We start from the raw sequence: 26162 nt of genomic DNA on the forward strand, positions 1-26162 counted from the left end.
CTCCTAACACTCAAACCATCGACTGATTTTAAGAATGAGCACTACCACTCTCTCCCCGAAAAATACCGACTATAAAGTCGCCGACATCAAGCTGGCCGATTGGGGCCGCAAGGAAATCGAGATCGCCGAGAAGGAAATGCCCGGCCTCATCTCGATCCGCGAAACGTACGCGCCGCAGAAGCCGCTGGCCGGCGTGCGCGTGACCGGTTCGTTGCACATGACCATCCAGACGGCGGTGCTCATCGAGACCCTCGTCGCCCTCGGCGCCACGGTGCGCTGGGCGAGCTGCAATATCTTTTCCACGCAGGATCACGCCGCGGCGGCCATCGCCGAGGCTGGCGTGCCGGTCTTCGCCTGGAAGGGCGAGACGCTCGAGGAGTATTGGGACTGCACCTGGAAGGCGATCCTCAACGGCGAAGGCAAGGGCCCGCAGCTCGTCGTCGATGACGGCGGCGACGTGACGCTCTTCCTCCACAAGGGCTACGAGCTCGAAGAAGGCGACAAGTGGGTGGACAGCGAAAGTGGTTCCCACGAGGAGAAGGTCATCAAGGATCTGCTCAAGAAGATCCACGCCGAGAATCCCTACATCTTCCACGAGATCGTGAAGGACTGGCGCGGCGTCTCCGAGGAGACCACCACCGGCGTGCATCGCCTCTACAAGCTTCAGGAACTCGGCAAGCTGCTTGTCCCGGCGTTTAACGTGAACGACTCCGTCACCAAGTCGAAGTTCGACAATCTCTACGGCTGCCGCCATTCGCTCGTCGACGGCCTCAACCGCGCGCTTGACGTCATGATCTCTGGCAAGGTCGCGGTTGTGTGCGGTTACGGCGACGTGGGCAAGGGTTGCGCGCAATCGCTGCGCGGCCAGGGCGCGCGGGTTATCGTCACCGAGATCGATCCCATCAACGCGCTCCAGGCCGCGATGGAAGGTTACGAAATCACCACCCTCGAAGACACCCTCGGCCGCGGTGATATTTACATCACCACCACCGGCAACGTGGACGTCATCACCGCCGAGCAAATCAGCAAGATGAAGGACCAGGCGGTCGTGGCGAACATCGGCCACTTCGATAACGAGATTCAGGTCGACAAGCTCAACAACCTGCCCGGCGTGAAGAAGGTGAACATCAAGCCGCAGGTCGACAAATACGTCTTCCCGGACGGCCGGGAAGTCTTCCTCCTCGCTGAAGGCCGTCTCGTGAACCTCGGGTGCGCCACTGGCCATCCGTCGTTCGTCATGAGCAACAGCTTTTCCAACCAGACGCTCGCCCAGCTCGACCTCTGGAAGAACAAGGACAGCTACAAGCCGGCCGTCTACGTCCTGCCGAAGAAGCTCGACGAAGAAGTCGCCCGCCTGCACCTCGCCAAGATCGGCGTGAAGCTCACCACGCTCACCGCCAAGCAGGCCGCTTACCTCGACGTCCCGGTGGAGGGCCCTTACAAGCCGAACCACTACCGCTACTAAGCGGACGGTCCAGTAAGATCATTCGCGAAAGGCGCACGGGAAACCGTGCGCCTTTCTGCTCTTTGGGGGACCGATGGATAACGGTCCGTCAGGGAGTGATCACCGGAATCAACTGTCGGCCGTGACGCCGATAAACTTTGAAGCCCGAATCCAGAGTCATTAACGGCACCCGCGGACGGAGTTCGGAAAGCCGGACGAGACAAGCGTCCGCCAATGACATCGGAATGTCATCGTAACGGTCCATCAAATGGGCAATAGCCCGGCCTTCGTCTTCGAGATGGAAAGAAAGATCGAAGGCTCCATCAGCGAGCATCGCACGCAACTGGCGGAGGTGACGCGGCAAATGCCGCAGCAGAAACCACGCTTCGCTGATCACGGCATCGCAGGTAAAAATCGGTCCTTCGAGGCGATCAAATTGTTTGGTGGCCCAAGAGTGATACTGCTCGTCACCCGCCAGATACGCTACTAGCGGGCCGGTATCGAGAATGACGCCGTCAGTCGCGGCCATAGCTGGCGAGATGCGCGGGGTTCGAGGCCAGGTCCTTTACTCCCGTCGGCCCAGCATCCTGGTATTTGCGCAACCGATCATGCAGGGACGGTCTCTTCTTCTTTCGACCGGATACAACCTCTTTCCCCGGCAATGCCTTCTGCAAAAGATCACGGACGATTTCCGATTTTGTCTTCTTGCTGTTCGCCGCCACAGCATCCAGTGAGGCATTCAAAAAATCGGGGAGCTTGACCGTAATCGTCTTCATGCCGAAAGTGTAATACCGATTCGAACATAGGCAATACGGGAGCATATTCACCTTGGCAACGGTTCTTGGGCAATCCTCCGGCTACGGCAAATATCCGCAATGGCCCACGGCAAATACAGCACCGCGAAAAAGACCCAGCCGGTCAGATTGATCTCCAGCACATAAAGCCAATGCGTGTTGGAAAAGAGATCGAGCATCGAGTGGGTTGGCGGTTTGTGGCTGAGAAAGCCGTAGTTCCCGCCGGTAAGGGCATTGGCGGTCAGGGCGATGATCACATAACAGCATGAGGCGATCGCCAGGCGGATGATGGAGCGTGGCCACTCGGGACGGAAACGCGCGGTGAGCAGCAGGTGCAACACGCCGGCCACGATCCCCGCGTGAATGAAGAAAAAGATCAGGAGTCGGCCCCAGAAAAGGTCGCTCGCAATGGCCGGCGTGAAGAGCGCCTGTGCCGTGCCGGCGAGACCCCAAAAATACGCGACATCAAACCCCGGCCGCCAGCGCCACCACAGCGCAGCGCTGATCGTGAAGAGTGCCCAATCGCAGAGCTGCATGGGCAGGGCATCGGCGAAGTCGAAAGTGCCGTCGGAGATCTTCGCGCCGAGTTCACCGAGGAGCGCGAGCACGAGCAGCACCGCCAGCGTGCGCTCGCAGATGCGCGTCAGATGTGCCGTGTGCGGCTTGCGGTCGAACATCCAGACCAGCAATGGCCCGACGGCGATGAAGATGAACGAAGCAATCTGGAAGGGAGACATCGTGGAGGTGAACGAGGGTTCTCTGACCGGTTGCGTCGAGCCTGACAAGCCACTTCTGGCGGGGGAGAAGAGTGGATAGTTGAGAGTTGATAGTTGAAAGCTGCGGTTGGTTTGCCGTGTCTCGGACCGGGTTGGAGATCTATTAAGCTTTGTTTCGCTGAAAATCTCCGCAGGTGGCAGAGCGGCTATCAACTATCAACCATCAACCATCCACTTTCCCCTACGCCAGGCCCCAGCGCCGGCGCAGATACCAGTCGACCCCGAAGAGCAGACCGATGACCCAAAACACCCACACGCGATCCCAGATGCTGGTTAACTTTCGAATCGGGGCGCTCTCTACTTTGTCGTTTCGCAGCTCCTCGAGGAGTTTGCTGAGTTCGCTGGGGAGGAGCAGGCGGCCGCCGCTGCTTTCACAAAGTTTGCGGAGATAGCCGGTGTCGGTGGCGACTTCGGTTTGCTCGAGGTTTTCGTCGAAGACGACGAAGCGCACGGTCTGTGATGTCCCATCGGGGAATTTCGCCGTCGCCGTATATTTGCCGGTTTTTGGCGCGAGAAATTCCGCGGTGAGTTTGTCGATGGCATTCGCTTCGGCGTGCAGGGCGGTGCGGCCTTCCTCCGCATTCTCGCGCGAGATGGTGAGTGGGATGTCGCCGGCACCGCTCTTCGACGCCCCATCGCGGACGACGGCGCGGAAATAGATCTTCTCGCCCAGTGGGATGTTCGCGGAATTCGCCCGCAACGCAAACTGCTGGGTGGGCAGGAAATCGCGCCCGGCCATGAGCCAGAGGATCATCTGATCCCAGAACCGATCAAATAGCGTATTGACGCCATCGATCTTCGCGTTGAACGCCCAGCGCCAAAGCCCATCCACACCGACGCTCAAAACCTGGCCTTCACCAAAGCGGCGATGCACCATGCCGGGCATGGCCTCACCGCCATCGGTGGCTTGTGCCGTCGCCAGGGTGGCGACGAGAGGCTTCTTGTCCGTCGCGCCATAGCTGGCGATGAGGTCCGGCACATTGTCCGAATTCCCGGGACCGGTGATGGTGCGAAATGGGGCCAGCGCCTGCCCTTCGTGCGCCACTTGCAGCCGCACATGCTCAGTCGGTTGTGTCGACCAAATGACTGGCTCGAGTTCATTCGGCGTGTCACTGCCGAAAGCGCGTCCGCGGCTGAAAATGACCGTGCCGCCGTGGTTCTTCACGTAATCCTCGAGTTGCCGAAGCGCCTCGACATCGAGCAGCTTTTCCACGGAACGCCCGAGCACCACTACGTCGTAGTGCCGCCAGGCATCGGCGGTAGTGGGGATTTTCAATTCGGTGTCGGCCGGTTTCTTGCGCACCACGCGCGCCTTCCCGTCGGCATATTGGACGATGCTATCCACATTCATCTTGTCGTTCCGCATGAGCGAACGCTGGAGGAACGTCGTGTCCCAGTAAGGCGAACCTTCGAGAAAGAGCACCTGGATTTGCTGGTCGATGACATTGAGATAAGTCAGCGCGCGATTGTTCTCCGTCTCGGTTTCTCCCGGCAGCGGCGTCACGCGGATCTCGTATTCGTATTGTCCCACCGCCGGTTCCGTGACGTCGAAGTTCACCGGGATTTCCGACTCATCGCCCGTATGGATGTGCTGAGTCTGCACCATCTGGTCGCCGCGCGCCAATTCCACTTCCAGCGTTTCCAGTTCGCAACCGATGAGTCGCAGCGCGCCACTGATGCGCGCCTTCTGCTTCACGTAACAATACGGCTGGTAGCTCGTAATGCGCACGCTCGCATCGCGCACCTTGCCCTGCTGACCAATCGGCACCGCGTAAATCGGGACGCCGCGTTGTCGCGCAAGGAAGCCGGTCTTCGCTGGATTCGTGAGCTCGAAATCGTGGCCGTCGCTGAAGATGAGCAGCGCGCGAGCGGTGTCGTTGTTCTCCAGCGACGAAAGGATCGTCGAAATGGAGTGATGCATGCGAGTGGTCACGCCGGCCGTCTTGAGCTCTTTCGTGCTCTTGATCGGCGTGGCATCTTCGCCGAACTGAAATAGCCGCGTCTCGCGATCGGCCGGTGTGCCATCGGCTTTGACGAGATTCGCATCGGCCAGCATGGCTTGGGCGGCTTCCGCGCGGGTGCCTTGCTCGACATCCTTCTGCGCCATGCTGCGCGAATCGTCCACGGCGACCAGGGTCACGCGATTCGTCACCGGCGGCGGAATCTCCTCCATGTGAGAAGGCTGCAGCAACAGCCCCAGGACCAGCGCCACACCGAGCAGCCGGAACAACAGCAGGTGCGCATTTTGCCCGGCCGAAAGCCGCGAACCCACGCGGAGATAGATGGCGATGGTAAGAATCGCCACGGTCGCCCCCAGAAGAATGACCGCGCCGATGGGCAGAATCGGGTCGAGAACGATGCTCGGTTGGGCCGCGAGGGAAGAGGTCATGCCGGTGTGCTCCCGGGAAAGGTGCGCCGCCCCGCGCCATTTCCCAGCAGAAAATCACCAAAGCCCCCTTCTGGAAGAGATTTGTGAAAAATAGTCGAAAATCATGTCCAGAATGGCGTCGGCCGCTCGTCGTAGGTATGAAATGAGCACCCTGCCTCTACCCCGACGACGTTTTCCCGAGCGTTCAGCAAGGCGCGCCCGGTAAAGGTCTTCCGCTCCGCCACCCCTTTTTTCCAGCCCGCCAGGGAGAACCCACCGTGACCACTACTCGACTCGACGTCTATCTCGCCGGCCTCGCAAAGAAATAAATTTGAAAATGTCCGCCACCTCCCAACTATGAAATACATCCCCATCATCGCCGGAGTCCTTCTCGGTCTCCTCTTCATCATGGCCAGCGTCGTGGTCCTGTTTCACCTCGCGCCCATGCCGAAGCTTCCCGAAGGTTCGCCGGTCGCTCTGTTCAACCAGGTCTTCTTTGACACGGGGTACATGACCTTTGTGAAAATTTTCGAGCTCATCGGCGGCATTCTCGTCGCGATCCCGCGGACGCGGAATTACGGCATGCTCGTGCTCGGCCCGATTATTCTGAACATCCTGGCATTCCAAATCCTAGTCGCCAAGACCGTCCCCGACCCGATGACCATCGTCATCGTCCTTCTCGCCCTCTACCTGCTCTGGTGTGGCCGCAAAGCTTTCGCCGGCTTGCTAAACTGAACTCCCCATCCTCACGCAACCCCTTCGCATCCCATGTTGAAATTCATCCTCCTCGGTCTCCTCGTCATTGTCGTCGTCTTCGTCATCGTGGTGGCCACGCGTCCCGATCATTTTCGCGTCTCCCGGAGCGCGACCATCACTGCGCCGCCTGCGGTCATCTTCGGCAAGGTGAGCGACCTGCACAAAATGCAGGAGTGGTCGCCCTTTGCGAAAATCGATCCGGCGGCGAAGATGACCTACACCGGCCCGGATTCGGGCAAGGACGCCAGCTTCTCCTGGGTCGGAAACTCCCAGGCCGGCGAGGGTTCCATGACCTGCACCGAGTGCCAGCCGAACGAATTGCTCGGCTACCGGCTCGATTTCCTCAAGCCGTTCAAGGGTACGAACCAAGTGGAATTCATCTTCAAGCCGAATGGCGATCAAACCGTCGTCAGTTGGACCATGACGGGCACTTACAATTTCGTCACCAAGGCCGTGAGCCTCTTCATGGACTGCGAAAAAATGTGCGGGCCGATGTTTGAAAAAGGCCTCGCCGACTTGAAGAGTCAGTCTGAATCCGAAGCGCACAAATAGTCCCTTATGAACAACACATCCGCAAAATCCGACTATCTCCTTCTCTTCCGCGGCGCCGACTGGCATCGCGGTCTCTCCCCGGACGAAATTCAAAAGACCATGACCGTGTGGATGGCCTGGTTTAACCGCCTCGTCGAAGAAGGTCGTTGCAAGGGCGGGCAGTCGCTCGGCCCCGACTCGAAAATTGTCTCCGGCAAAATGAAAAACGTCGTCGATGGCCCTTACGCCGAGGCCAAGGAGTCCGTCGCCGGCTACTTTCTGCTCACCGTTGGCAGTCTCGAGGAAGCCGCGGAGATCGCGAAGGAATGCCCGACACTCGGTTACGGGACGACGGTCGAAGTGCGCCCGCTGCTCGCCCGTTGCGCGGCCAGCGAAATGGCCGTAGCCAAGCCAGCCACCGTTCACGCCTGATTCCTCCGTGGAAGCGGCCAGGTCAGCATCACCGCCCATCCCCTCAACGTCGGATGTTCCGCAGTTGACGGAGCATCTCTTCCGGCACGAGGCGGGTAAATTGGTGTCGGTTCTCACCGGTATCTTCGGTGCCGACCGCCTGCAAATGGCGGAAGACGTGGTGCAGGAGGCGCTCATCCGCGCGATGCAGACCTGGCCGTATCAAGGGATCCCGAAGAACCCGGCGGCGTGGCTCATGCAAACGGCGAAGAACATGGCGCTGGATATCGTGCGGCGTGAAAAGCGCTTTCATGAGAAGCAGCCTGAGATCATCGCTGAGGTCGAAGAAGGCGTCGGTGAGGGCGGCAATTCGCCGATGCTGGAAGGTGAGATCAAGGACGACCGGTTGCGGCTCATGTTCACCTGCTGCCATCCGCTGATTCCACCGGACTCGCAGGCGGCGCTCGCGCTGAAGACTCTTTGCGGTCTGGGTACCGTGGAGATCGCCACCGCTTTCCTGACCACCGAGGCGGCGATCGCCAAGCGTCTCACCCGCGCCCGCCAGCGCATTCAGGAGCAGAAGATTCCCTTCGAGATTCCATCGGGCCCGGAATTGGCGAGCCGCCTCGATGGGGTGCGGCAGACGCTGCTGCTGCTTTTCAACGAGGGTTACAAGGCCTCCAGCGGCGAATCCCTGGTGCGGGAGGACATTTGCGCGGAGGCGATTCGTCTCACGGCATTGCTCGCCGAGCATCCAGCGGGAAATCAACCGCGCACGCACGCGTTGCTCGCGCTCATGCTGTTGAATGGCGCGCGCCTGCCCGCGCGGGTGGATAGCGACGGAAATATTTTGCGGCTCAAGGAGCAGAACCGTTCGCTGTGGAATGGCGAGATGATCGCACGGGGAATCATGCATCTCGGGCGCTCGGCGTACGGGAATGAGATCAGCGAGTATCATCTGCACGCGGGCATCGCGGCGTGTCACGACACGGCGCTGGATGACGCGTCGACCGATTGGCGGCAGATCCTTTCGCTCTACGACCGTTTGGTGGAAATGGATGACTCGCCGGTTGTCGCTCTCAATCGCGCGGTTGCGGTGGCCAACGTGCACGGCCCAGCGAAAGGACTGGAAGCGATCCGGGCGATTTCCGGGCGCAGCGAGCTCTCTTCCTATTATCTGCTCTACGCCGTGCTGGGAGAATTCGAGACGCAGGTCGGAAACGACCTCGTGGCGGCGAGCCATTTTCATCGTGCGCTCCAACTCGCGGAGCTGAAATCCGAGCAGGCGTTTCTGGCGCGCCGATTGAAAGAAGCGGAGGAACGTCTTAAGAGTCAGCCCAAACCCAGTCGTAATTATCTATGAACCTTCCACTCACCGGCGGGTGTGCCTGCGGGGCGATCCGCTACGAAATCACCGTCGAACCGGCGTTCATGTTCAAGTGTCACTGCCGCGATTGTCAGCGGCTCTCCGGCGGGCCGTATGTGGCCGCGATCTATGTGCCGAAGACGGGGTTTAGTTGGACGCAAGGGACGATCCGGCATCATTTCACGCCGAGCGTGAAAGGCGGACAGCACAAGCGGGGATTTTGTGCGGATTGCGGCTCGCGGGTTTCCGGCGGGGAGAGCGACGAGGGGATCGGGATTACCGTCGGCACGCTGGATGACTCGAGCTTCTTTCGCCCGCAGATGAATTTCTGGGTGGCGGATGCGTGTCCGTGGGATCCGATTGAAAAGGATGTGCCGGCTTACGAGCAACTGCCGTAGGTAGCTACGCTCCGTCTTCCGGCGCCGTGGCCGCGAGGGCTTCCCATTCCTTGGTCAACCGCGCGAGGTCTTCCGACACGGCCATGAGGTCGCGATTGATCTCCACCGCCCGTCCACCGCTCTCGTAGGTGTCGGGATTTTCGAGTTCAGCCGTCAGTGCACGTTGCTTTCCTTCCAGGGTGGCGATTTGCATTTCCAGTGACGCCACCTTCGTCTCGTGCTCCTTCCGAACGCGCGCTTGCGCCTGACGCGCTTCCGCTTCGGCGCGTTTTTGCTCCTTGGATTTGCGGGGCGTGGGCGCGTTGCCGGTGACGTTGGTCGCCGCGACCGGGGCGGCCTTGGGTTGGAAATTTGTCAGCTTCTCGCCGGCGGTCAGCGCTTCGCGAGCGGAGGTCGCCTTGGATTTCTCGAGGTAGTAATCGTAATCCCCAGCATAAGGCGTGAGCTTGCCGGCGCTGATGTGCAACACCGTCTTCGCCATGGCGCGGATAAAATGCACGTCGTGGCTGATGAAGATGAGCGTGCCCTCGTACTGCTGCAGCGCGTTGATCAGCGCATCGATGGAGCCGATATCCAGGTGGGTCGTCGGCTCATCCATGAGCAAAAGATTCGGCGGATCGAGTAGCAGCTTGACCAGGGCGAGACGCGTCTTTTCCCCACCGCTCAGCACGCCTACGGGCTTGAAGACATCATCGCCGCGGAAGAGGAACGAGCCGAGCACGGTGCGGCACATCTGCTCGCCCGGCGGGTTCGGCATGTCCTGGACGCTCTCCAGGACGGTGCTTTTGGGCTTCAACCCCTCCATGCGGTGCTGCGAGAAGTAGCCGACCTTGACGTTGTAACCTGGCTCGACCGTCCCGGCCTGTGGCTTGAGATTGCCGGCGAGAAGCTTGAGCAGCGTGGACTTGCCGGCGCCGTTCGGGCCGACGAGCACGGTGCGCTGGCCGCGTTCCGCCTCAAAATTGAGCCCGCGGTAGACCGTGAGGTCGCCGTAGGAGAAGTCGATGCCCTTCATCTCGATCGCACGGATGCCCGAGCGCGGCGGCTGCGGGAAGCGCATGTGCACCGTCTTCTCCTGCGAGAGCGGCGCCTCGATTTTTTCCATGCGATCGATCTGCTTCAGCTTGCTCTGCGCCTGTGACGCTTTGCTGGCCTTGGCGCGGAAGCGATCGGCGAATTCCTGCAGCGATGCGATTTCCTTCTGCTGGTTTTTGTAAGCAGCGAGTTGTTGCTCTTCGCGCGCCGCCTTTTCGACGACGTATTTGTCCCAATTGCCGCGATAGCGGTTGAGCTTCGAGTGCGCGATTTCGACGATGGAGCCGACGAGCGCGTTCAGGAATTCGCGATCGTGGGAGATCATGAGGATCGCGCCGGGATAGCGGCTGAGATAATCCTGGAACCAATAGAGCGATTCGAGGTCGAGGTGGTTGGTCGGTTCGTCGAGGAGGAGCAGGTCAGGCTCCATGACGAGCAGGCGCGCCAGATGGGCGCGCATGATCCAGCCGCCGCTCATCGTGCGGGCCTGCCGGTCGAAATCCACTTCGCGGAAAGCCAGGCCGTGGAGGATCTGCTTGGCCTTGGGCTCGAGCTGCCAGCCGCCGAGCTCGTCGAAGGTGGCGAGAGCTTCGTGGTAATCCTCGTCCGAGGGTGTGCCGGGGGTGGCTCCTTCGCTCGAGGAGTGGGCGCTTTCGTACGCCTTGATGATGCGCTGGGCTTTCATCATCTCCGGCGAAGTCGCGCAGGCCAGTTCCAGCACCGTCTCATCGCCCGCGGGGGCGCTTTCCTGGGGCAGGAAGCCCATGTTCGCGCTCTTCTCCAGCATGACCCGGCCGGTATCCGGCGAAGCCTCGCCGAGAATAAGGGAGAAAAGCGTGGATTTACCCGCGCCGTTGGGGCCGACAAGGCCAATGCGGTCGCCGCGATTGACCTGCAGCGAGACGTCGCTGAAGAGCGTACGTCCGGCGAAAGCTTTACTGACTTGGGAAAGCGTGAGCATCGAAAAGGCGGCGAAGATGCAGGCCATTCGGCCTTTCGCGCAAGTGCGGGTTCGTCGAGCGCGCCTATTTCAGGATATTGACGTCGAGGCCGAAGAGCTTCCAGGTGGGCAATTCGTAGTAGAAACGCATGGCGAATTGCACGCGATACGGCTTTGTCTCGTAGTGGCCGTTGGCGATCAGCAGGCCTTCGCTGTTGATCGCTGGAGCCTCATCGAAAATCGGCGGGGCATCGGCGATGCCGCCAAGATTGATCTTCTGGTCGATGAATGGTTGAAAGGCGCGCTGGAGCTGGCCCTTGGTAAGCTGGTCCTGCCAATGGGTGGCCACCGACTCGTAAAAGGCATCGAACGATTGCGAGGTGATCGCTTCGTTGAAGCGCAAAAGATTCTCGCGGACCAGTTGGCGAATCTCATTTTCCGGTGGCATCGGTTTCTGGACCGCGTCCGAAAACGAGGGGACCTGGCCGACGAGGCTGAAGCGATTTTCCGTCTGGCCAGTATCCTGGCTCGGGGGCGATTTGAGCGAGAAGACCCGCCAGGCGCCGGTCTGATCGATCAAGGTGACGATCAGCGGAATTTCCGTGCCGCCGTGGGTTTTGATCTTCACGGGAATCGTCACGGTATGGCCGTTGCGCTCGGGCTTGCCCCAATCCGCACCGGTAAAGTCGAGGAGACCCATGTCCTTGACCGAGGCGCTGAAGGTGGTCGAGCTGCGTTGTGCTTGAAAAGCGAAGGAAGCGCCGCGGTAGGCGTCCTCCGCATGGCCGGTGGAGATTTGGCCGAAGAAGGTCTTTGCGGAGGTGAGTGGGTCGGCTCTTTTTTCACAGCCGGCGAGCGGTAGGAAAAGAGCCAGGGCTAACAATCGGAAGAGGGAACGCATCGCGATCACGAGCGAAGCAGAATCAGGCGCTCCATTCCAGCATTCGACGAATCGGCTGCTCGGCGCGCGCCCGGATCGGCTCGGGGATGACGATCTCCGGTTCGAGATTGAGTAGCGCGGCGTGGAGCTTCTCCAGCGTGTTCATCTTCATGAACCGGCAGTCGGCGCAGGCGCACTGGTCGGTCGGCCCGGGGATGAACGTCTTGCCGGGAATCTCCCGGCGCAGCCGGTGCAACATGCCGGATTCGGTGACGATGATGAACGCTTCCGCCGGCGATTCCTTGCAGTAGGTGATCATCTTTTCCGTCGAGCACACTTCATCGGCCAGCAGGCGGACAGCGTAGGTGCACTCCGGATGGGCGACGACCGGAGCATCCGGCCACTCCGTCTTGATGCGCTCGATGGCGCTGCGGGTGAACTCGACGTGGACGTAGCAGTTGCCTTTCCAAAGCTCCATCTTGCGACCGGTTTTTTCCATGACCCAGGCGCCGAGATTTTGGTCGGGCACGAAGAGGATATGGCGATCGGCGGGCACGCGCTGGACGATCTTCACAGCGTTGCCGCTGGTGCAGATGACGTCGCTGAGCGCTTTCACCCCGGCGCTGCAATTGATGTAGGCGACGACGTAATAATGCTTGTCGCGATTCGCCTCGAGATAGGCGGCGAGCTTGTCGGCCGGGCACGACTCGCTGAGCGAGCAGCCGGCTTCGAGATCGGGCAATACGACATTCTTCGTCGGGTTCACGATCTTCGCCGTCTCGGCCATGAAGTGGACGCCGCAGAAGGCGATGACATCGGCATCTGTCCTGGCCGCCTGATAGCTCAAGCCGAGAGAGTCGCCTACGAAATCCGCGAGATCCTGAATCTCTTTGACCTGGTAATTGTGCGCGAGAATCACGGCATTGCGCGTGCGCTTCAATTCGAGGATTTCTTCAACAAGATCGAGGCCGAGAGTGGGCATGTTTTAACGTGCCATTGAAGGCGGGAGATTCACGAGATATTTCCGGAGTCGCCGCCGGTCTCCCGGCGAATGCGGATCTGGAATTGCCGCGAGAGCAGCCATTTCACGGCGAACATATCGCAGGTCGCTTTCCATGCGCGATTGCCGAAGCCGTATTTGCTCACCCCGGCGGTGCGCGGGCGGTGATGCGTGGGCACCTCGGCGATCTTGTAACCCATGCCCTTGATCAGCGCGGGGATGAAGCGGTGCATGCCGTAGAAGGGGACGAGCGCTTCGCGGCATTCGCGGCGCATGGCCTTGAGCGTGCACCCAGTGTCGCGTACGCCGTCGCCGGTGAAACGGCTGCGCACGGCATTGGCGATGCGGCTCTGGATGCGCTTGAAAGTGGTGTCCTTGCGATTGGCACGATAGCCGCACACGAGGTCGGCGCCCTGGGCGATGCCCTCGAGGAGCTTCGGGATGTCGTTCGGATCGTTCTGCCGGTCGCCGTCGAGCAGGACGATCACGTCGCCATTGGCGGCCTGGATGCCGGCATACATGGCGGCGCTTTGGCCGGTGTTTTTGGCAAATTCGATGACGCGCACCTCCGGCCGCCGTTCGATGCGGGCCAGGGTCTGATCTTTCGAACAGTCGTCCACGAGGATGAGCTCGTAGTCGAGGCCCACAAGCGCGGCGGCGATCTCTTTTTGTAGTTCGGCGACGTTATCCTCCTCATTGTAGAGCGGGATGACGACAGAGACGGCTGGCATGGGTTGGTCAGAATGCAGAAACGAAAGAGCAGTGGCAAGAGCCGGAAGCCGATAACGCGGCTGACGCCCCAAAACAAGGGCGGCTTACAATTCCTGCAAGTGGTAGCCGGTGCAGGCGAAAACGCGGATCTGGCGCAGGGAACCGCCGCGGCGCAGCACGTTGAAGCAGGCGATCATCTCACTGTGGGCGAAGGTCCGCTCGAAGACGTCCGGGGGGCGCGATTCGTCGTCACGATCGGTGATGTAGAGGGCGTTGCGGCCGACGAAGGGGCTGTAGCCGAGCGATTCGGTGTAGTAATCCTCGATGCCGAGTTCCGGCGATGCGGCCTTGAGGGCGCGAAGGAAGCGGATGCGGATTTCATCATTCGGCATGACATTCTCCGCCGTGGGCATGGCTTGCAGCGCGGCAGCAAGCTCAGTGCGGACCGCCGGGTCGAGATTGCTGCCGGGGCGCAGTTTTTCGCGGGCGACGTCGGTGTAATCGACCAGCCCATCGTAGCGTGGCCAGAAGTAGAACTGGTTGTCCGGCCAGGCGGATTCCGGAACGTAGATCGGCGGGTGATCCGGAAACTCGCGCCGCGGGTGCGGCAGGTAATAGCCGACGCTGGCTGCGGTGCCGTATTTGTTGGCGATGAGGAAAACGGGCCCGTGCTCGGCTTCATAGGCATCGCGGATTTCCTGGATGCGCTCGGAGGCCGTTTGCCATCCGCGGGCGCGGGTGCTGGGGTCGCGGTCGTAGGAAAACGCCAAACCCGCGCGGCGAATGACGTCGGTATCCAGGGTCGCGACGCATTCCAGACCGCCGAGGATGAGTCCCACGACGGCCAGCGAGGCAGCCCATTTTTTCTGGCGCATCAGTTCCAGCCAGAAGACCACGGCGAGGATCGCCAGGCTCAAGGTGGCGGGAGCGGTCCAGTTCGGCTCGCCGGCTTTCTTGAAGGCCAGGCCGAAATACATCACGTAGAGCGGCAGCGCGAAGGCCAGGAGGAAGCGCGGCTTGAAGTGGGATCGCGACTTTTTCCAGGCCCAGACGAGCGCGGCGACCATGGCGCCGAAGATAATCGGCGAATAGACGAGGAGATGCGCGCCGAAGTATTCGAGGAAGCCCATGGGGTTGAAACGCCGGGGCTCGTCGAGGCCGCCGCGGGCACGCAGGTGCAGCAGGGTGATCCACGCGTGCTGCGCGTTCCAGATGATGACCGGCGCGGTGAAAACGAGGAAGACGCCGAGCATGGCATAGAAGCCGGGGCGGCGCAGTACGCGACGATATTTCGGCGTGAAGACGAGCAGCAGCAGGATCGAGAGGAGCTGCATGGCGTTGGTGTATTTCGCCAGGAAGCCGAGGCCGATGAGCGCGCCGGTGGCCGGCCACCAGACGCTGAAGGCCGGGCTCTTTTCCAAGGCCAGCCAGAAGGTGTAGAGCGCGGCCATCCAGAAGAAGAGCGAGAGCGGGTCGATGGTCATGACCAGCGAGCCGACTTCGAGGATGGGAGCGCAGGACAGCATCAGCACCGTCCAGACGGCGACCGTCTCGCCATAGAGCCGGCGGGCGAAAGAAAACATGAGCAGGCTCGTGCCGAGCGCGAGCAGCGGGCTGAACACGCGAATGCCGAAGACCGTGGGTCCGAAAATGTGAGTGCTGAGCCACAGGGCCAGTGCGATGCCGGGGCCCTTGCTGAAATAGCTCAGGTCGAGATGCTCCGACCACTGCAGGTAATACGCTTCATCGGGAAACAGCTCGACCTGCGTGATGTAGACGAGCCGGAAGACCGTGAGAACGCCGAGAAAGAGAAAGAGAAACCGCCGCGGATTCATGAATGGAGCAGGCTGGGGTGCGCCGTATGCACCGCTGGTAAAACGGATCCGGCCCACTTTTTCCACAGCCATTCCAGCAGGCAGAACAGAAGGAGGGTGGCGCCGAGGCCGATGAAGATGGAGGCGAGGATATCGCTCGGCCAATGGGAGCCGCAATAGATCCGCGAGTAGCCGACCAGGGCGGCTGGGATGAAGGCCAGCCAGCCGCGACGCCGGTAGAAGCAGGTCGCCAGCAGTGCCACGGAGACAGTGTTGATGGTGTGAGAGGACGGGAACGAGCGCCCGGCCAGATCTTGCAGGTCGGGAGCAGCCGCCGAGAGCTTGATCTTCAGCGGCTTGGCCACCGCCAGCATGCGAGGCTTCGCCTTGCCGAGATCCACCTGGCGCACGCCGTCGATGCTCTGATAGGGCCGCGGGCGGCTGACGAGGTGCTTGATGCTGTTTGAGATCGCGCCATCATTGATTCCCACGATGATCCCCGCGCAGAGCACGAAGGCGCGGGTACGAAATCCGCCGCGCCAGAGCAGCAGCGCGATGAGGATCAACATCGGCAAAACCCAGGCGTCGAAACTCGAGAAGAGCGCCATGATTCGATCCAGCGTGGGACCGATCCATTGCCGATTGATGAGAAAAAGGAGCTTTTGATCCATGCGGGATTCGCGGAGCCTTGCGAAGGTATGGGTATGAAGTCACACATCGCAAATCTTTTGGCAGCACTCGCGCTGTTCGCTGGTCCGTTGCTGGCCGAGGATGCACCGGACCCGCACGTCATCTTAAAGACCGTGCGTATCGCGCAGTCCGAGCAAAATCGCACGCTCAACGGCGAGATTCGCAATGGCGGCAAGAGCCTGCCGTTCCGCCTGGTTTGCGCGGGTAGTGTGATCCGCTACGAGTTCACGAATCCGCCGCAGGTCCTGCAGGTGAAGCTGGGCGACAAGGATGCGCGGCTCGAGGAAGTAGTCGATGGCAAGGCGGCGAAGGTCTCGCCGCGGCGTTTCGATGAGCGCGTGCGGGATACGGACATCAGCTACGAAGACCTTTCACTGTGCTTTCTCTACTGGCCGAATGCGACCGTGCAAGGCGAGCAGACCATGCTGCTGCAAAAGTGCTGGATCATTCGCGTGCAGCCGGGATCGCGCGGCGATACGCAATACGGCAAGGTCGATCTCTGGATCAGCAAGAAAACCGGTGCGTTGATGCAGGCCGAGGCGTTTGACGCCGCCGGCAAACTGGCGCGGCGGTTCAAGGTGATGAGCGGGCAGTCGCTGGGCGGCGGGCTGTGGATTTTGAAGGAAATGCGGATCGAGTCCTTCAACGGCACCTCAAAGGATCGCAACCCGACCTATCTCGATATCGACAAGCCGGAGAACTGAGGGGTGACGTTGGAGGACGCTGCTCTGCCCTGAGCATTACCCACATCTTTGCTCGGTGTTGGACGTCGATACGGATAGTGCGTTGGGAGCGGCGACTTTCCAGTCGCCGACCGGAACCAACGCGCGGAGCGCCTTCTTTGGGGCGTCGCTCCGCGACGCAGGGCGACTGGAAAGTCGCCCCTCCCAGTGAGCCGCAGCCGAATTCCCCGCTGTCCCTAAACCGAGCAAAGATGTGGGTAATGCTTAGGCTCTGCCAGCGCCTAAATGGATCAGCGGAAGTGGGCGCCGCCGGAGCGGCGCCCTCCAAATATTCCGCCTTACACGTTCGCGGCGACCGGCCCGCGCATTTTCTCCATCCATTCGCGATGGACCTTCGGCGAGATCTCGCTGGGCTTGATCTCGCTGCGACCGCCCCAGAAGACGTTCGTGTAAGTCACCGGAATACCGATACTCTCGAGATGGGCGTCGATGGCCGCCTTGTGGGCGAAGACGCGGTCCTTCTCGGTGCCATGACACACGGCCATGATGTTGACGTTGTTGAATTCCGGACCGCCCTCACGCCAGTAGCAGTGGGTGAGGATGTCGAAACGGCCGACTTCGCTGCCGGCCTCGAATTGACGACCTTCCGGCACGCGCCAGTGGAACAGGGCGTTGAAACGGGTGACCCGCTGGCCGCTGGCCGACGGCTTCACGTGTTCGAGGAATGTCGAGAAGCGGCCGATGACCTGACGCTGGTTGAGGTCCTCGGCGACCCGGCAGAAAGTCTCCAGATCGACCCCGGCCTCGGCGGCGCGCGCTTCCCACAGGCCGACGCGGATTTCATCGAGCGTGAGCTCGCGCTTGAGGGCGAGCAGGACCTCCCATTCGAGATCGGTGAGATCGACCACGCCGACCTTGATCATTTTCGCCGGGCCCTCGCACTTGTCGCCGGGCTCGATGGTCTTGCGGCGCACATGGCCGACACCAAGGGCGAAGATGCCCTTGGCCGGCATGAGTTTGTAATGCGTGGCGCCCGTGTGGCGCATGAGCACTTCGCAATGCTCTTCCATGGAAGTGCCGACCGGGGTCTTGAGCGTGGTCCAGAGACGGAATTCGCTGCCGGTGGTGGCGGTATCGGTCGACCGCACCACGATGTGCCCGCTAAAAGGGTCCTTCTGGAACATGAAGTCGAACGCGTCGTTCAGCTTCTCCTCCGGCACCTTCCAAGCCACGAGCGCACCCTCGGCCAGATTGCTGGCCACGAGCGTCTGCCGAATGCGACGGATCGTCCCGGCGGCGAGCATCGTCTTCAGCCGCTCGAGCACCGTTTCGAGCGGCACGCCGCTACGCTCGGCGATGGCCACAAAGGGTTCGCGGACAAAGCCCTGAATCTTGTCCTCGGAAACGGCGAGGATCTGGGCGTTGAGGGGATCGTTATGTTCGATGGCAGACATGGAGAGATTGTTCTTAGCTCACCTCGGAGGCGGGCGCTACTTAGGAATTGCCGGAAACCGACCCTATATTGCGGTTGTTCCCAGGATTCTTAATCGTAATCTTACTCTTACTCTTACTCTTAATCCAAACCCGCTCGGGCAGAGTAAGAGTAAGATTAAGATTAAGAATTTTCCCCGCCTTCGCCCAGCCAGTCGTTCTTGACCCATTCCAAGGCTTCTTCCGAGGTCTTGAGCGTGCCTTCCAACTGGCGCGATTGCACCGCTTCGAGGATCTCGGCGAAACGCGGTCCGGGCTTCAGGCCCAGCGCGATGAGTTCGCGACCGGTGATGAGCGGTGGCGGGATCAACGGTTCGTTGGCGAATTCCTCACGCTTGGCTTTCAGATATTCGTAGTTGTCGAGCATGCCGTGGCTGCTCGTGCAATCGACCCGGTGCAACTCCAGTTCATCCTCCATGTGCGGGCGCGCGAGGAAACGCTTGAGCTTCGCCACGCGCATTTGCTGCACGTCCTTGAAGACCATGTGATTTGCCACCGCTTCGACCGTGGCGTCGATCTCCGCGCGCGAAAAGCGCAGACGGCTCATCAGCGCCTCGGTCATCTCTGCGCCGAGCTTGTCGTGCCCGCTAAAGCGGATGCGCCCGTCGGGATCGACTGCATAAGTTCCCGGCTTGCCGATGTCGTGGAACAGCACGGAAAGGACCAGCGGCACCGAGACCTGAGTGGGCAGCAGTCCGAGCATGATGCGCGTGTGGACGAAGACGTCGCCCTCGGGGTGAAACTGGGGCGGCTGCTCGCAGCCTTTCAGGGCCTCGATTTCCGGCAGGACAGCGGCCATCAAGCCGCTTTCGTCCAGCAGATCGAATCCACGGACTCGCTTGGGCGAGAGGAAGATTTTCACCAACTCCTCGCGGATGCGTTCGGCGCTGACTTCATGGATATGCCGGGCATTTTCGCAAACCGCCCGCCAAGTGGCGCCATCGAGATCGAAGCAAAGGGTCGCGCCGAAACGCACGGCCCGCAGCAGGCGCAACCGGTCCTCGCGAAGGCGGTCGTAAGGATTGCCGATCGCTCGCAGCATTTTCTTCGCGAGGTCCTGCTGTCCACCGACATAGTCGATGAGCTTGCCGGCGATCGGGTCGAAGAAGAGGCCATTGATCGTGAAGTCGCGCCGCGTCGCGTCCTCCTCGGGCGTGGCGAAGCTTACCGATTCCGGGCGACGGCCGTCGATGTACTGGCCGTCGTTGCGGAAAGTGGCGACTTGGAATTCGAAGTCATCCTGCAGCACGATGATGACACCAAAGTGCGCGCCGACCGCGATGGTGCGGCGAAAGAGATTTTGCACCTGCTCGGGATGCGCATTGGTCGCGATGTCGTAATCGTGCGGCTCCACGCCCATCAACTGGTCACGCACGCACCCGCCGGCGTAGTACGCGATGAAGCCCGCGTCCTGCAATTGCTGCACGACGCGGCGCGCGGATTCGGCGAGGGAGACGGAGGCGGACATGGTTGATAAAACGAAAAGCCCGGCACGAGGCCGGGCTTTCGGGAATGCTTTCTTGAAGTCAGCGGCTCGCTATTTCGGAGCTTCGGTGGAAGCCGGCGCTTCCGCGGCACCCGTCGGGTTGCCCTGCTGGATGTTGTACTTCTGCACGATCGCCTTGGCGTCTTCGTCCGTCTTGGCGAGGACGAGCAGGTCCAGAATCAGCTTCTCGAGCTTCTTCTGAATTTCCCCGGACTGAGCCACCATCGGTTCACGCTTCTTCACCACATCGATGAGTTGGGTCCTGTTCTCACGCAGCGCGGTGCGGGCACGGAAGGTGTTCCAGGTCTGCGCCACCATCACCACGGCGATGGCCGCGGTCAGGAGGGCGAAGGGGATCAGCAGGGACCCGTTCTCCGAGTTGGCGGCGGAGGTGGGCTGATTGAAATTGTAATCGGGTTCGGAGCTCATGGGGTGAAATTAGGGACGGAGGCCAGGGGCTTCGCCGGTCGCAGGAGCGGCGGGTTTCGGGGTGGCCGCACCAGGAGCCGGCGAGGAACCGGGCGCCGGGGTGGCGAGATTCACGGTGTAACCATTGGCCGCGAGGAGCTGCTTCATCTTCTCGTTCTTGGTCGAGGAAACAGCCATGTCGCGGAGCAGAGCCGGTCCGACCTGCTGACTGATCGAGTTGCCACGGTTAATTTCCTCCTGCTGCCTCTGATAGATGCCTTGCTGGGTCTGAATGTCGTTCTGCAGCCCTTGGTTGATGTTGCCCTGGATGAGCACGACGACGCTCAGTACGAGACAGAGTGCCGAGGCGGCGACTGAGATATAAAAGGAGAGTTTCATTAGAGGGGGCGAACTTCTCGTTCAAGACACCAGCGGGCGTCAAGGGGCAAATCAGCTTTTGATTAAACTTTTTGCAACTTGCGCGCGGGGCCAGTCGAGGAGCGGGTAACGAGACGGACGGGCAGTGATTCCTTGCGCGGAGCGTCCGCTGCTCCGGCGTTCACCAAGCGGTCGATTTCCCGGATGCCTTGGGCTGCCATTTCCTCGGCCGGCAAATGGACGGTGGTGAGCGGCGGGTGCGCGGTCTGGCTGCCGGGATCATCCGAGCAACCGACAATGCTCAGGTCGCCAGGCACTTGCAGTCCGCGGGCTTGGGCGAGGGAGAGCGCGCCGAGAGCGGCCCGGTCGCTCATGGCAAAGATGGCCGTCGGCGCCGGTTGACGGGCGAGGATTTCCTCCAGCGCTGCACGTCCGGCCTGCTCGGAAAGATCGCCATAGACGATGTGCTGGGACTCGATCGGCAGTCCGAATTTTTCACAGGCCACGCTGACGCCGTGATTCAGTTCGAGAATCTTCGGATGCGTCGAGCCAAAGGGACCGGAGATGATCCCCAGATGCTCATGTCCAAGCTGGACGAGATGCTCGATGGCGAGCGTGGCCGCCTGCGTATAGTCCGGCACGAGGCTGGTCAGCCCGGCCAACGGAGCTTCGTAGCCGAGGGAGACGACCGGCAACCCGCGCTTGAAAAGCACCTCCAACAGCGAGGCGTTCGGCGTGCCGTGGATGAGAAATTTCGAGTAAGTGCCGACCCGGACCGGATGTGGCAGTGTGCCGGCCGCAGTGTAATCCTGCGTCTCGCCGTAATAAGCGAGGCTCAGCGGGTGCGACTCATCCGGCACGGCGGACATGGCCGCGGCCACGAGGCGATGCACAAAGGGATCCAAAAGACCGCCCTCGATGCTGGTGGAAAGGAGCAGGCAGAAGTCGCCGAGTTCCGGATACATGCGGACTACGGCGCGCAAGTCGTTCGGGATGTAGCCCATCTCGCGGCAGACCTTGAAGACCCGTTCGCGGGTCTTTTCGCTCACCCGAATGCCATAATCGCGATCGTTCAAGAGCGACGAAATGGCACCCTGCGAGACACCGGCCGCCTTGGCGATCTGCGCCATGGTGATCGTCTTCTGCAGGTCCGACAATTGCCGGGGCGCTTTGCGCTCACCACCGCGTTCCGAATCATCCACGCGGGCCGCGCCCGCGTCATTGGGCAAATTCATTTGTGAGAAAGAAGTAGTGTCCTGAACGGATTTCACAAGTGCAAAAACCCGTGAACGGAAAACTACGTAGGGTTAATATGCGTAACTCCGATAAAATGTAGTAAACTGGAATTACAGAAGTAGATCGGGCTTCGGGCGATATTCTTATCAACGCAAAAACGCTGCAACCCATTTCCGGGGCACGCGCGCTCTCCAGAAGCGGGCCGCGGTTACGCCGCCTCGTGCCACTCCAACCCCGTTGGCAGGGCAAATCCGGCGTATTCAATATGGAGGACGCGCCGGTGTCGTGGGCTGGTCGAGCGACCGGAGGCATGAAGCAGGAGCGGGCGCATGAGCAGGGCATCCCCAGCGGCTGCGACACAGAGGTAATCGGTTTGCTGGGCGCGCAATTCCTGAATGCGGTCGGAAGTGAGGCGCCCTTCGCGATGGGAACCGGGCAGGACATGCAAGGCGCCATTCGATTCGTCCGTGTCGTCGAGGTGCAGGCGGAGGGTGAGCATCTGGGCAAGCAACTCGGCTGGTGGCTGGACGTGGGGAATGCCCTCCTTCGTGCTCCAGGGGCCGAAGCCGACGACTTCCGTCCGAGCACGCAGGGCGATGGTCAGGTCTTGATGCCAGGGGACGCCCCAGTTCGCTTCGGCCGATTTATCGAAGTAGATGGCACGAACGGGTTGCGGTTCGGCGGGCAAATGCGGGCGGATGAGATTTAGCAGGCGGTCCGATTGGGCGAGGGTAACCACTCCGGGCCGTCCCAACAGCCCGCGTTCCCCGGCGCCAGACACCGGGCCGAGGGTTTCCCGCAGAGCCGAGCATTCGCTGGCATCCAGGACATTGCCGACCAGCGCGAAGCCGCTTTGCTCGATTTCGGGATGCATGGGTGAAAATGATTTGTCGCCAAGTTTCCAAAGCGGGCGAGTACGCGTGTCATTTCGGCGGTGCGGCCTGTCCTGTGGATTTCCAGATTTTCGTCCGTTCCGCGGCTGCGTCTTGAATGGGGGCCACCCGCATCCGAGCGAGCACCAGAAATAGGAAATCGTCGCCCGGCTTGGTCTCTTTCACGAAGCCCGGGAAATCCTGGCTGGTCTCCAGCAGGTAAAGGGATTTCTCGCTGGCGATTTTGGCGAAGAAAGGAGCGAACGCATGATCGTGAAAAGGCGTCCGCCGGGGAACGGTCTGGTCACTTTGCGTCCGGATAAATTGTCCATCGAAGCGCCAATGGCCTTGATCCTCCATCTCGGAGTGAGCCGAAATATCGGTCCAGGAAAGATAGAAATAGGTCTGATCTGGCAGGAGATAGAGGTCGTCGCCATGCAGGGGATTGCCGGCGCGGCGGGCGACCTCAGGGCTGGTGCTGAAATGGCCGGCGAAGAAAGTGGCGGGATCCTTGGGTGGCGCGACCAAAGTCGCGCTTGGCACGCTCCGCTGGACGGCAGTGAGAATGCTTTGCAGCGCAGGTTCGGCCGCCCGCGCTCCGGTGCCGGCGAGCAGCGCGACGTAAACCGAGCAGATCACAGTGAAGGAACGCACCTGGCTATCGAACTCGAAAATAGGCGAATGGGCAATGGCGGTGAGGAGCTTCCCCGTTCGGCGCTATGGAGCGGTGAAGGGCAGTTTTCCTCGCCTTGCAGTTGGGCACCGCCAGTGGTGTCACCCAGTCTGCACATTATCTATATCTTTGATTTGCGGCGACCCGTATCCCGGAGGGATACCGGACCGTAGCCGGGGGTAAGTGAGTCTGCGAACGCCACCCCCGGATACGCCTCCAAAAACGAATGCACCCCGGAGGCGGTGCCGGAATTTCTTGCTGACGAAAGATTCCTCCACCCCTCTGGGGTGGGAACCGTGGAGGACGGGTGACCGGGGGTGCTGCTCGCCAAGCTCGCTTACCCCCGGCTACGGTCCTTCATCCCTTCGGGATGTCCCACCGCTTACTTCTTCGTGAACATCGCGTTCTTCTCGTCGCCGCCGCTCAGGACGTAGGCGGCGAGGTCGAGGACTTCGTCGCGGCTCAGGATATTGAGCAGGCCGGGAGGCATGAGGGAGACCTTGGAGGGTTCGATCTTCACCACTTTCCGGCGGTCGATGTGCTCCTGCTGGTTCGGCTGCGTGGGATCGGTATTCAGGCTCACCCCGTCGGAGTTGAGGTTGACGATCATGCCGATGTGCTGCGTGCCGTCTTCCATGGTGATGACCGTGGGGACGAACTGCTCGTTGATCTCCTTGCTCGGGTTGATGATGTTGTCGATCAAGTCGCGCGGGCTGTAACGGCCGCCGGCTTGCGTGAGATCGGGGCCGGTCATGCCGCCTTCATTGCCGAAGCGATGGCAGGCCGAGCAGCCGACTGCGGCGAACATCTTGTGCCCGGTCTCGTAGTTGCGGCCGGTAAGGGCGGCCGGCGGATTGACGTCGTCGAGGGTCCAGTTGGTGATCTTGGTGTGGCCGACGAGCGCCGAGGCGGCGACTTCGAGCGGCGATTTGATGACGGGCTTCTTGTCGAGTTCCGCGGCCAGCTCGGTCTTCTCGCTGTCGCTCAAACTGGCCACGGCATCGGCACGGATGAAAGCGATGAAGTTCTCGAAGCTGGCGCCGCCGCGGTAGTTGGCGGCCTTGAGGAACCAGTCGAAGTAGGCGGTGTGCAGCGGTGTGGTCCAGCCGGTCTTGAGCATGCGCAGCGAACGCGCGTATTCCATCTGCTCTTCCTGGGTGGGCGCGCTGGTGAGCATGGGCACGGCCTTGGCGGCGATGGTCGGCGATTGCAGATAAACGAGCGTCTCGCAGAGCAGACGATTCTGCTCATAGGTCGGCGCGGGGAAGAGCGGATCGAATTTCGCAAGGAGTGCTTTCACTGTCGCGTCGTCGGGCCGCCCAAAGCGGACGAGCGCGATCTGCAGCGTGCGCACGAGCGTCAGGCGCTGCTCCTGGTTGAGTGTGGACCAGTCGAACTTCTGGAGCGCGGTAAGAAGCTTGTCGCGCATCGCGGTGTCGACCGGCGGATCGGTCGGCTTGCGATGCTGCGGGTCGATGCCGGCGCAACGGGCGAGCGCGAGAAGCGCTTCGAGTTGCTTGGCGGGATCCGTTTCGCTAAGCGCCTTGTCCGCCCACGTGGCCACCGGCTGATGCTCGACGGCGGTGCGCGCGGCCCAGCGGATGAAGCGATCGTTGTCGCCGAGCTTCGGCCATGCCACGGTTAGTGCGCCGGTGTCTTCGTGATGGTATTCCTCCAGCCGATGCCGCTCTGCGATGGCCGGCGCGTCCTTCTTTGGAGCCGGCGCGGGCGCGGTGCTTTCCTTGCCCGTATAGGTCACGCGATAGAGACCGCTCTGCACCTTGCGTCCGCCGATGGTGAAATACATCGCCCCGTCGTTGGGGTTGATGACCACATCGGTCATCGGCAGCGGAGCGCCGTTGAGGAAGTCTTCCTTCGTGGCACTGAAGGTCGCGCCGTTTGGCTGGAGATGCACCGCGTAGAGGCGGCCCCAGCTCCAGTCGAGCGCGAAGAGGGCGCTCTGGTATTTCGCCGGGAACTTCGCGCCGTAGCCGAAAACCATGCCGGTGGGCGAACCGGGGCCAATGTTGAGCACCGGCGGCAGATTGTCCGGATACCATTCCGCGCGTTTGCCCGCGCCATTGCGCCAGCCGAATTCCGAGCCGCTCACGCAATGGCAGATCCGCGTAGGGCGATACCACGGCGTGTTGAAGTCGTACTCCATGTCGGCGTCGTAGGTGAAGAGCTCGCCGTTTTTGTCGAACGCCCCGTCGTAAATGTTGCGATAGCCGCTCGACCAGACTTCCCAATCTTTGCCGTCGGCGGAAATCTTGTAGATGATGCCGCCGGGGGCGAGCACGTCGCGCATGAAGCCGCGGCCATCGGGCAGGCGGGGCAGAAGGTGATCCTCGCCCCAAATGGTGGGCACGCGCGAGCGGTTGAATTCCGTGGGCGTGGTGCCGTCGCCGGTGATGAGGAAGACGGATTTGCCATCCGGTCCGGGCAGCACGGCGTGCACACCGTGGTCGCCGCGGCCTTTCATGGAGCGCAACTGCTCGACGGTGTCGAGATGATCATCGCCCTTCGAGGCGGTGACGCGATAGAGGCCGGTGCTCTCGCCGTGTTCGTAGTCGTTCACGCCGACCCAGAGGGCGTTGAAAGCCCAGAGCAGGCCGTTGGCGGCTTTGACCGGGATGTCGAGGCGCTCGATGGTCTTCGGATCGAGTGGTTGGCCGGCGGGCGGCGGGGTGAAGCGGTAGAGCGAACCGTACTGGTCGCTGGTGATGAGCCGGCCCTTGTTGTCCACACACATCGCCACCCAGGAGCCTTGCTCGGCGATCGGCACCGAGTAAAGGAGTTCGACCTTGAAGTCTTTCATCACCTTGATGCGCTCGGCCGGCGTGGCCTTGTTTTCATTGATCTGCTTGCCGGCGTCGGGGTCCTTGGGCTTCGGCGCTTTTTTCGCGGGAGCTTGCGGGGCTTGAGCTTGAGCCAGGGAGGTGAGGCCAAGAGCGACGGCGAGGACAAATGAAGGGGCGGTGAGTCTCATGAAAAGGGGAGGGAGAGGGAGATGGGAGAATC

At 61.2% G+C, this 26162-nt stretch carries 25 protein-coding genes; 7 read left to right on the forward strand and 18 right to left on the reverse strand.

The genetic code is table 11. The annotated features are described in order from the left end of the window. The first annotated feature begins 34 nt into the window (after positions 1 to 34). Positions 35 to 1465: an adenosylhomocysteinase gene (ahcY, locus tag CFE428DRAFT_RS10055; protein WP_006979414.1), complete on the forward strand. Its 1431-nt coding sequence runs from the start codon at positions 35 to 37 to the stop codon at positions 1463 to 1465. Positions 1466 to 1553: 88 nt separating this feature from the next. Here the strand turns inward: ahcY and CFE428DRAFT_RS10060 are convergent, their stop codons facing one another. From CFE428DRAFT_RS10060 to CFE428DRAFT_RS10075, 4 genes are all read right to left on the reverse strand, one after another. Beyond that, the gene (locus tag CFE428DRAFT_RS10060; RefSeq protein ID WP_006979415.1) at positions 1554 to 1973 is read right to left on the reverse strand and encodes a type II toxin-antitoxin system VapC family toxin; all 420 of its coding nucleotides are present in this window, start codon (positions 1971 to 1973) and stop codon (positions 1554 to 1556) included. Beyond that, positions 1960 to 2220, reverse strand: coding sequence for a hypothetical protein (locus tag CFE428DRAFT_RS38430; protein ID WP_193352240.1), 261 nt, complete (start codon positions 2218 to 2220; stop codon positions 1960 to 1962). Before CFE428DRAFT_RS38430 ends, CFE428DRAFT_RS10060 begins: the two co-directional genes overlap by 14 nt. A 47-nt stretch (positions 2221 to 2267) precedes the next feature. Then, positions 2268 to 2975 carry a YwaF family protein gene (locus tag CFE428DRAFT_RS10070; protein ID WP_006979417.1) on the reverse strand — a complete coding sequence of 236 codons (708 nt, stop codon included), beginning with the start codon at positions 2973 to 2975 and terminating at the stop codon, positions 2268 to 2270. Positions 2976 to 3195: 220 nt separating this feature from the next. Continuing rightward, positions 3196 to 5403, reverse strand: coding sequence for a hypothetical protein (locus CFE428DRAFT_RS10075; RefSeq protein ID WP_006979418.1), 2208 nt, complete (start codon positions 5401 to 5403; stop codon positions 3196 to 3198). Positions 5404 to 5739: 336 nt separating this feature from the next. Between CFE428DRAFT_RS10075 and CFE428DRAFT_RS10080 the strand changes: the two genes are divergently transcribed. The 5 genes from CFE428DRAFT_RS10080 (at position 5740) to CFE428DRAFT_RS10100 (ending at position 8844) form a co-directional block, all read left to right on the forward strand. Further along, positions 5740 to 6117, forward strand: coding sequence for a hypothetical protein (locus CFE428DRAFT_RS10080; RefSeq protein WP_006979419.1), 378 nt, complete (start codon positions 5740 to 5742; stop codon positions 6115 to 6117). 33 nt (positions 6118 to 6150) lie between these two features. Next, positions 6151 to 6690 (forward strand): SRPBCC family protein, encoded by a 540-nt coding sequence (locus CFE428DRAFT_RS10085; protein ID WP_006979420.1) that lies wholly within the window; start codon positions 6151 to 6153, stop codon positions 6688 to 6690. 6 nt (positions 6691 to 6696) lie between these two features. Continuing rightward, positions 6697 to 7101, forward strand: a complete 405-nt coding sequence (locus CFE428DRAFT_RS10090) for a YciI family protein (protein WP_006979421.1) — start codon at positions 6697 to 6699, stop codon at positions 7099 to 7101. Positions 7102 to 7165: 64 nt separating this feature from the next. Next, on the forward strand, positions 7166 to 8443 hold the full coding sequence (locus CFE428DRAFT_RS10095; protein WP_006979422.1) for an RNA polymerase sigma factor: 1278 nt from the start codon (positions 7166 to 7168) through the stop codon (positions 8441 to 8443). Beyond that, the gene (locus CFE428DRAFT_RS10100) at positions 8440 to 8844 is read left to right on the forward strand and encodes a GFA family protein (protein ID WP_006979423.1); all 405 of its coding nucleotides are present in this window, start codon (positions 8440 to 8442) and stop codon (positions 8842 to 8844) included. Before CFE428DRAFT_RS10095 ends, CFE428DRAFT_RS10100 begins: the two co-directional genes overlap by 4 nt. 4 nt (positions 8845 to 8848) lie before the next feature. Here the strand turns inward: CFE428DRAFT_RS10100 and CFE428DRAFT_RS10105 are convergent, their stop codons facing one another. From CFE428DRAFT_RS10105 to CFE428DRAFT_RS10130, 6 genes are all read right to left on the reverse strand, one after another. Then, entirely contained in the window at positions 8849 to 10867 is a 2019-nt protein-coding gene (locus CFE428DRAFT_RS10105; protein ID WP_006979424.1) for an ABC-F family ATP-binding cassette domain-containing protein, read from the reverse strand. A gap of 37 nt (positions 10868 to 10904) precedes the next feature. Continuing rightward, positions 10905 to 11720, reverse strand: coding sequence for a hypothetical protein (locus CFE428DRAFT_RS10110; RefSeq protein WP_006979425.1), 816 nt, complete (start codon positions 11718 to 11720; stop codon positions 10905 to 10907). A gap of 22 nt (positions 11721 to 11742) precedes the next feature. Then, positions 11743 to 12681: a quinolinate synthase NadA gene (nadA, locus tag CFE428DRAFT_RS10115; protein WP_006979426.1), complete on the reverse strand. Its 939-nt coding sequence runs from the start codon at positions 12679 to 12681 to the stop codon at positions 11743 to 11745. Positions 12682 to 12710: 29 nt separating this feature from the next. Continuing rightward, positions 12711 to 13430, reverse strand: coding sequence for a glycosyltransferase family 2 protein (locus CFE428DRAFT_RS10120; protein ID WP_006979427.1), 720 nt, complete (start codon positions 13428 to 13430; stop codon positions 12711 to 12713). 84 nt (positions 13431 to 13514) lie between these two features. Beyond that, the gene (locus CFE428DRAFT_RS10125) at positions 13515 to 15245 is read right to left on the reverse strand and encodes an ArnT family glycosyltransferase (protein ID WP_006979428.1); all 1731 of its coding nucleotides are present in this window, start codon (positions 15243 to 15245) and stop codon (positions 13515 to 13517) included. Then, entirely contained in the window at positions 15242 to 15895 is a 654-nt protein-coding gene (locus CFE428DRAFT_RS10130; RefSeq protein WP_006979429.1) for a phosphatase PAP2 family protein, read from the reverse strand. Before CFE428DRAFT_RS10130 ends, CFE428DRAFT_RS10125 begins: the two co-directional genes overlap by 4 nt. A gap of 33 nt (positions 15896 to 15928) precedes the next feature. Between CFE428DRAFT_RS10130 and CFE428DRAFT_RS10135 the strand changes: the two genes are divergently transcribed. After that, positions 15929 to 16618: an outer membrane lipoprotein-sorting protein gene (locus tag CFE428DRAFT_RS10135; RefSeq protein WP_157447472.1), complete on the forward strand. Its 690-nt coding sequence runs from the start codon at positions 15929 to 15931 to the stop codon at positions 16616 to 16618. A gap of 317 nt (positions 16619 to 16935) precedes the next feature. Here the strand turns inward: CFE428DRAFT_RS10135 and CFE428DRAFT_RS10140 are convergent, their stop codons facing one another. The 8 genes from CFE428DRAFT_RS10140 to CFE428DRAFT_RS10175 form a co-directional block, all read right to left on the reverse strand. Beyond that, the gene (locus CFE428DRAFT_RS10140) at positions 16936 to 18051 is read right to left on the reverse strand and encodes an Lrp/AsnC family transcriptional regulator (protein ID WP_006979431.1); all 1116 of its coding nucleotides are present in this window, start codon (positions 18049 to 18051) and stop codon (positions 16936 to 16938) included. A 161-nt stretch (positions 18052 to 18212) separates the two neighbouring features. After that, complete coding sequence (locus CFE428DRAFT_RS10145; RefSeq protein WP_006979432.1) at positions 18213 to 19556, reverse strand: CCA tRNA nucleotidyltransferase; 1344 nt, start codon at positions 19554 to 19556, stop codon at positions 18213 to 18215. A 69-nt stretch (positions 19557 to 19625) separates the two neighbouring features. Next, complete coding sequence (locus CFE428DRAFT_RS10150) at positions 19626 to 20003, reverse strand: hypothetical protein (protein ID WP_006979433.1); 378 nt, start codon at positions 20001 to 20003, stop codon at positions 19626 to 19628. Between the two features lie 9 nt (positions 20004 to 20012). After that, complete coding sequence (locus CFE428DRAFT_RS10155) at positions 20013 to 20381, reverse strand: hypothetical protein (RefSeq protein ID WP_006979434.1); 369 nt, start codon at positions 20379 to 20381, stop codon at positions 20013 to 20015. 62 nt (positions 20382 to 20443) lie between these two features. Beyond that, the gene (locus CFE428DRAFT_RS10160; protein ID WP_006979435.1) at positions 20444 to 21595 is read right to left on the reverse strand and encodes a LacI family DNA-binding transcriptional regulator; all 1152 of its coding nucleotides are present in this window, start codon (positions 21593 to 21595) and stop codon (positions 20444 to 20446) included. 209 nt (positions 21596 to 21804) lie between these two features. Continuing rightward, entirely contained in the window at positions 21805 to 22470 is a 666-nt protein-coding gene (locus CFE428DRAFT_RS10165; protein ID WP_006979436.1) for a phytanoyl-CoA dioxygenase family protein, read from the reverse strand. A gap of 49 nt (positions 22471 to 22519) precedes the next feature. Continuing rightward, on the reverse strand, positions 22520 to 23122 hold the full coding sequence (locus tag CFE428DRAFT_RS10170) for a hypothetical protein (RefSeq protein ID WP_006979437.1): 603 nt from the start codon (positions 23120 to 23122) through the stop codon (positions 22520 to 22522). A 401-nt stretch (positions 23123 to 23523) separates the two neighbouring features. Then, positions 23524 to 26130: a c-type cytochrome gene (locus CFE428DRAFT_RS10175; protein WP_006979438.1), complete on the reverse strand. Its 2607-nt coding sequence runs from the start codon at positions 26128 to 26130 to the stop codon at positions 23524 to 23526. Between the last annotated feature and the right edge of the window lie 32 nt (positions 26131 to 26162).

This window comes from Chthoniobacter flavus Ellin428 (assembly GCF_000173075.1).
GTDB lineage: Bacteria > Verrucomicrobiota > Verrucomicrobiia > Chthoniobacterales > Chthoniobacteraceae > Chthoniobacter > Chthoniobacter flavus.

Excerpts from the sequence above, each read along its gene's own strand:
- CFE428DRAFT_RS10075 (WP_006979418.1), bottom strand. The coding sequence starts at position 5,403 with ATGACCTCTTCCCTCGCGGCCCAACCGAGCATCGTTCTCGACCCGATT.
- CFE428DRAFT_RS10140 (WP_006979431.1), bottom strand. The coding sequence starts at position 18,051 with ATGTCTGCCATCGAACATAACGATCCCCTCAACGCCCAGATCCTCGCC.
- CFE428DRAFT_RS10110 (WP_006979425.1), bottom strand. The coding sequence starts at position 11,720 with ATGCGTTCCCTCTTCCGATTGTTAGCCCTGGCTCTTTTCCTACCGCTC.
- ahcY (WP_006979414.1), top strand. The coding sequence starts at position 35 with ATGAGCACTACCACTCTCTCCCCGAAAAATACCGACTATAAAGTCGCC.
- CFE428DRAFT_RS38430 (WP_193352240.1), bottom strand. The coding sequence starts at position 2,220 with ATGAAGACGATTACGGTCAAGCTCCCCGATTTTTTGAATGCCTCACTG.
- CFE428DRAFT_RS10080 (WP_006979419.1), top strand. The coding sequence starts at position 5,740 with ATGAAATACATCCCCATCATCGCCGGAGTCCTTCTCGGTCTCCTCTTC.
- CFE428DRAFT_RS10130 (WP_006979429.1), bottom strand. The coding sequence starts at position 15,895 with ATGGATCAAAAGCTCCTTTTTCTCATCAATCGGCAATGGATCGGTCCC.
- CFE428DRAFT_RS10100 (WP_006979423.1), top strand. The coding sequence starts at position 8,440 with ATGAACCTTCCACTCACCGGCGGGTGTGCCTGCGGGGCGATCCGCTAC.
- CFE428DRAFT_RS10155 (WP_006979434.1), bottom strand. The coding sequence starts at position 20,381 with ATGAAACTCTCCTTTTATATCTCAGTCGCCGCCTCGGCACTCTGTCTC.
- CFE428DRAFT_RS10105 (WP_006979424.1), bottom strand. The coding sequence starts at position 10,867 with ATGGCCTGCATCTTCGCCGCCTTTTCGATGCTCACGCTTTCCCAAGTC.
- CFE428DRAFT_RS10085 (WP_006979420.1), top strand. The coding sequence starts at position 6,151 with ATGTTGAAATTCATCCTCCTCGGTCTCCTCGTCATTGTCGTCGTCTTC.
- CFE428DRAFT_RS10090 (WP_006979421.1), top strand. The coding sequence starts at position 6,697 with ATGAACAACACATCCGCAAAATCCGACTATCTCCTTCTCTTCCGCGGC.
- nadA (WP_006979426.1), bottom strand. The coding sequence starts at position 12,681 with ATGCCCACTCTCGGCCTCGATCTTGTTGAAGAAATCCTCGAATTGAAG.
- CFE428DRAFT_RS10120 (WP_006979427.1), bottom strand. The coding sequence starts at position 13,430 with ATGCCAGCCGTCTCTGTCGTCATCCCGCTCTACAATGAGGAGGATAAC.
- CFE428DRAFT_RS10175 (WP_006979438.1), bottom strand. The coding sequence starts at position 26,130 with ATGAGACTCACCGCCCCTTCATTTGTCCTCGCCGTCGCTCTTGGCCTC.
- CFE428DRAFT_RS10125 (WP_006979428.1), bottom strand. The coding sequence starts at position 15,245 with ATGAATCCGCGGCGGTTTCTCTTTCTCTTTCTCGGCGTTCTCACGGTC.
- CFE428DRAFT_RS10150 (WP_006979433.1), bottom strand. The coding sequence starts at position 20,003 with ATGAGCTCCGAACCCGATTACAATTTCAATCAGCCCACCTCCGCCGCC.
- CFE428DRAFT_RS10070 (WP_006979417.1), bottom strand. The coding sequence starts at position 2,975 with ATGTCTCCCTTCCAGATTGCTTCGTTCATCTTCATCGCCGTCGGGCCA.
- CFE428DRAFT_RS10145 (WP_006979432.1), bottom strand. The coding sequence starts at position 19,556 with ATGTCCGCCTCCGTCTCCCTCGCCGAATCCGCGCGCCGCGTCGTGCAG.
- CFE428DRAFT_RS10160 (WP_006979435.1), bottom strand. The coding sequence starts at position 21,595 with ATGAATTTGCCCAATGACGCGGGCGCGGCCCGCGTGGATGATTCGGAA.
- CFE428DRAFT_RS10060 (WP_006979415.1), bottom strand. The coding sequence starts at position 1,973 with ATGGCCGCGACTGACGGCGTCATTCTCGATACCGGCCCGCTAGTAGCG.
- CFE428DRAFT_RS10135 (WP_157447472.1), top strand. The coding sequence starts at position 15,929 with ATGAAGTCACACATCGCAAATCTTTTGGCAGCACTCGCGCTGTTCGCT.
- CFE428DRAFT_RS10165 (WP_006979436.1), bottom strand. The coding sequence starts at position 22,470 with ATGCATCCCGAAATCGAGCAAAGCGGCTTCGCGCTGGTCGGCAATGTC.